The sequence below is a fragment of the Shigella sp. FC1661 genome (assembly GCF_001712525.1).
Classification (GTDB): Bacteria; Pseudomonadota; Gammaproteobacteria; order Enterobacterales; family Enterobacteriaceae; genus Escherichia; species Escherichia coli.
In genome coordinates this window covers 1-2,717 of the sequence record NZ_MDGW01000246.1, presented here as the reverse complement: position 1 = coordinate 2,717, position 2,717 = coordinate 1, and the positions used below count along the sequence as shown (strand labels likewise).

Below are 2,717 nucleotides of genomic sequence, written 5' to 3'. Positions count from 1 at the left end.
TTATACGAGCAGGCAGTTCCGGCAGTTATTGTGGCGATACCAGATCAGACAGAGTATGAGCCGGCGCGGAAACTGCTGGGATAACAGCCCAATGGAACGCTTCTTCAGGAGTCTGAAGAACGAATGGATGCCGGTGGTGGGTTACGTAAGCTTCAGCGAGGCAGCTCACGCCATAACGGACTATATCGTTGGATATTACAGCGCACTAAGACCGCACGAATATAACGGTGGGTTACCCCCAAACGAATCGGAAAATCGATACTGGAAAAACTCTAACTCGGTGGCCAGTTTTTGTTGACCACTTCATATTCCGTTTTGCCTGTGTGTTGAATAATTCCACTGCAGTTATATAAAATCGGTAACGGCTGGAAATCATTCAATACTCGCACTATCGAAAGTTCACCAGCCAACCGCAGCACGTCCTGCATACGTCGTGTCTGCGGTTTTTCTTTTTCGCTTACATTGTGTCTGGTTCTTCCGGCCACTCAATATCAGGTGCAGTTGATGTATCAACACGGTTCAGCAACACCCGATACTTCTTCCAGGCTTCCAGCAACGAGTTTTCTTCCTCCGTTGCGATCTCCAGATCTACAGCATCCTGAAGTGGCGCAATATGCTCACTGAATTCCTGGATGTAGAACTGTGTGGTGACGGTCTTCCAGCCATTCGGCTCCTGCTGTATCGAAGCATACCAGGCTATTTCAATATCGCTATGCTGCGGCAGCATTTAACCCCTTGTAATTCATCGCCATAATTGATTTAATTCACAAATAAAACTATAATATGGTGAAATTAATGAAAAAAAACACAGATGATGGGGCTAAAATTTACACACCACTTACCCTAAAGCTTTATGACTGGTGGGTTTTGGGAGTATCAAATCGGCTTGCATGGGGATGTCCTACAAAGGAACACCTTCTTCCACACTTTCTGGAACATTTAGGTAACAACCATCTGGATATTGGTGTTGGAACTGGGTTTTACCTTACTCATGTACCTGAGAGTAGTCTGATATCTTTAATGGATTTGAACGAAGCTAGCCTGAACGCGGCATCTAAAAGGGCTGGGGAATCAAAAATTAAACATAAAATTAGCCATGATGTTTTTGAACCTTATCCCGCGGCGTTACATGGTCAATTTGATTCCATTTCCATGTTTTACCTTCTTCACTGCCTGCCTGGAAATATATCTACAAAAAGCTGTGTAATACGCAATGCGGCGCAGGCCTTAACTGACGATGGAACTCTATACGGAGCCACAATTCTTGGCGATGGAGTTGTGCACAATAGCTTCGGTCAAAAACTGATGCGCATTTACAATCAGAAAGGCATCTTTTCAAACACAAAAGATTCCGAAGAAGGCTTAACACATATTCTCTCAGAGCATTTCGAGAATGTTAAAACCAAGGTTCAAGGTACTGTAGTAATGTTTTCCGCTTCAGGGAAAAAATAGCATCCAACCGCAGCACGTTCTTGCTTAAGACGTGCTACGGTTTCCTTTACGATTTGGGGTTGCGACTTTACCTCTATTGATAATGCATTCCGGCAGAACGTTCAAATATGAACGTACGATATTTAACTAACCGAAAAACAAAATATAGCACAGGCGAGACATTTACCATCTAAGAAAATAGTATCGTTTTTTTACAGTTAAATCAACATCACTTCCTTAAAATGAAAACAATAAATTTCAATCCTGAAATATTTTATTTTAGCTTATTATTTCCCAGTATCACATTTTATCAGGATATCCTTCTGCGAGGTTATTATGCTTCCTGTAAATAATCCCCCCCTATCCACTGGAAACGTCTCTTTTTACAGAACTACATCAATCGACAATGTTCACAATAATTATCTCTCCGAATGGGTTGAATGGACTAAAAACAGCATTTCCGGAGAAAACAGGGAAACTGCTTTTACCCGGCTCCAATTATGTCTGGAGAACAGTGAAACATCGTTGGACTTATCTTGTTTAGGTCTCAGATCTCTACCACGATTGCCTGACAATCTTGATGAAATTAATGTAAGCAATAACCAACTATCAATGCTCCCCGAGCTACCAAGGGCATTGAAAGAGCTGAATGCAAGCAGTAATCAATTATCTGCACTTCCTGAATTACCAGTGTCGCTGGAATATATAAATGTGAGTGATAACCATTTGTTCGCACTTCCTGAATTACCTGCGTCACTAGAATATATTAATGTAAGTGACAATCACCTGTCTGTACTTCCGAGGTTACCAATGTCATTGGAATTACTTGATGCAGCCAGAAATGCTTTGGAAGTAATACCAGATTTTCCAGAAAGAGATGATCATATTATAAGAATATTCTGGCTTAATCAGAACCGGATCACGGCAATTCCGGAAAGCATACTTGGCCTCAGTTCTGATAGCGTTGTCAATCTTAGAGAAAATCAACTATCTCCCAGAATAATGCAAACTTTGTTACAACAAACCGCCCAACCGGACTACCACGGCCCACGGATTTACTTCTCCATGAGTGACGGACAACAGAATACACTCCATCGCCCCCTGGCTGATGCCGTGACAGCATGGTTCCCGGAAAACAAACAATCTGATGTATCACAGATATGGCATGCTTTTGAACATGAAGAGCACGCCAACACCTTTTCCGCGTTCCTTGACCGCCTTTCCGATACCGTCTCTGCACGCAATACCTCCGGATTCCGTGAACAGGTCGCTGCATGGCTGGAAAA

General features: G+C 42.5%; 3 protein-coding genes and 2 pseudogenes. 4 read left to right on the top strand and 1 reads right to left on the bottom strand.

Annotation, left to right across the window (positions count from 1 at the left end; translation table 11 throughout):
- A partial coding sequence (locus BFF42_RS14630) for an integrase core domain-containing protein (protein WP_140441451.1) occupies window positions 1-298 on the top strand: 298 nt, incomplete at its 5' end.
- 159 nt (window positions 299-457) lie between these two features.
- Here BFF42_RS14630 and BFF42_RS14620 read toward each other — a convergent pair.
- Window positions 458-727 carry a tail fiber assembly protein gene (locus BFF42_RS14620; RefSeq protein WP_000937487.1) on the bottom strand — a complete coding sequence of 90 codons (270 nt, stop codon included), beginning with the start codon at window positions 725-727 and terminating at the stop codon, window positions 458-460.
- Window positions 728-783: 56 nt separating this feature from the next.
- On the opposite strand from BFF42_RS14620, the gene BFF42_RS14615 reads away from it, so the two are divergent.
- The 3 genes and pseudogenes from BFF42_RS14615 to BFF42_RS28590 form a co-directional block, all read left to right on the top strand.
- The gene (locus BFF42_RS14615; RefSeq protein WP_000239869.1) at window positions 784-1,452 is read left to right on the top strand and encodes a class I SAM-dependent methyltransferase; all 669 of its coding nucleotides are present in this window, start codon (window positions 784-786) and stop codon (window positions 1,450-1,452) included.
- Window positions 1,453-1,767: 315 nt separating this feature from the next.
- Window positions 1,768-1,863: pseudogene (locus BFF42_RS28595) on the top strand (hypothetical protein); the annotation flags it as partial.
- 252 nt (window positions 1,864-2,115) lie between these two features.
- Window positions 2,116-2,717 (top strand): annotated as a pseudogene (locus tag BFF42_RS28590) (NEL-type E3 ubiquitin ligase domain-containing protein); the annotation flags it as partial.

Excerpts from the sequence above, each read along its gene's own strand:
- BFF42_RS14620 (WP_000937487.1), bottom strand. The coding sequence starts at position 727 with ATGCTGCCGCAGCATAGCGATATTGAAATAGCCTGGTATGCTTCGATA.
- BFF42_RS14615 (WP_000239869.1), top strand. The coding sequence starts at position 784 with ATGGTGAAATTAATGAAAAAAAACACAGATGATGGGGCTAAAATTTAC.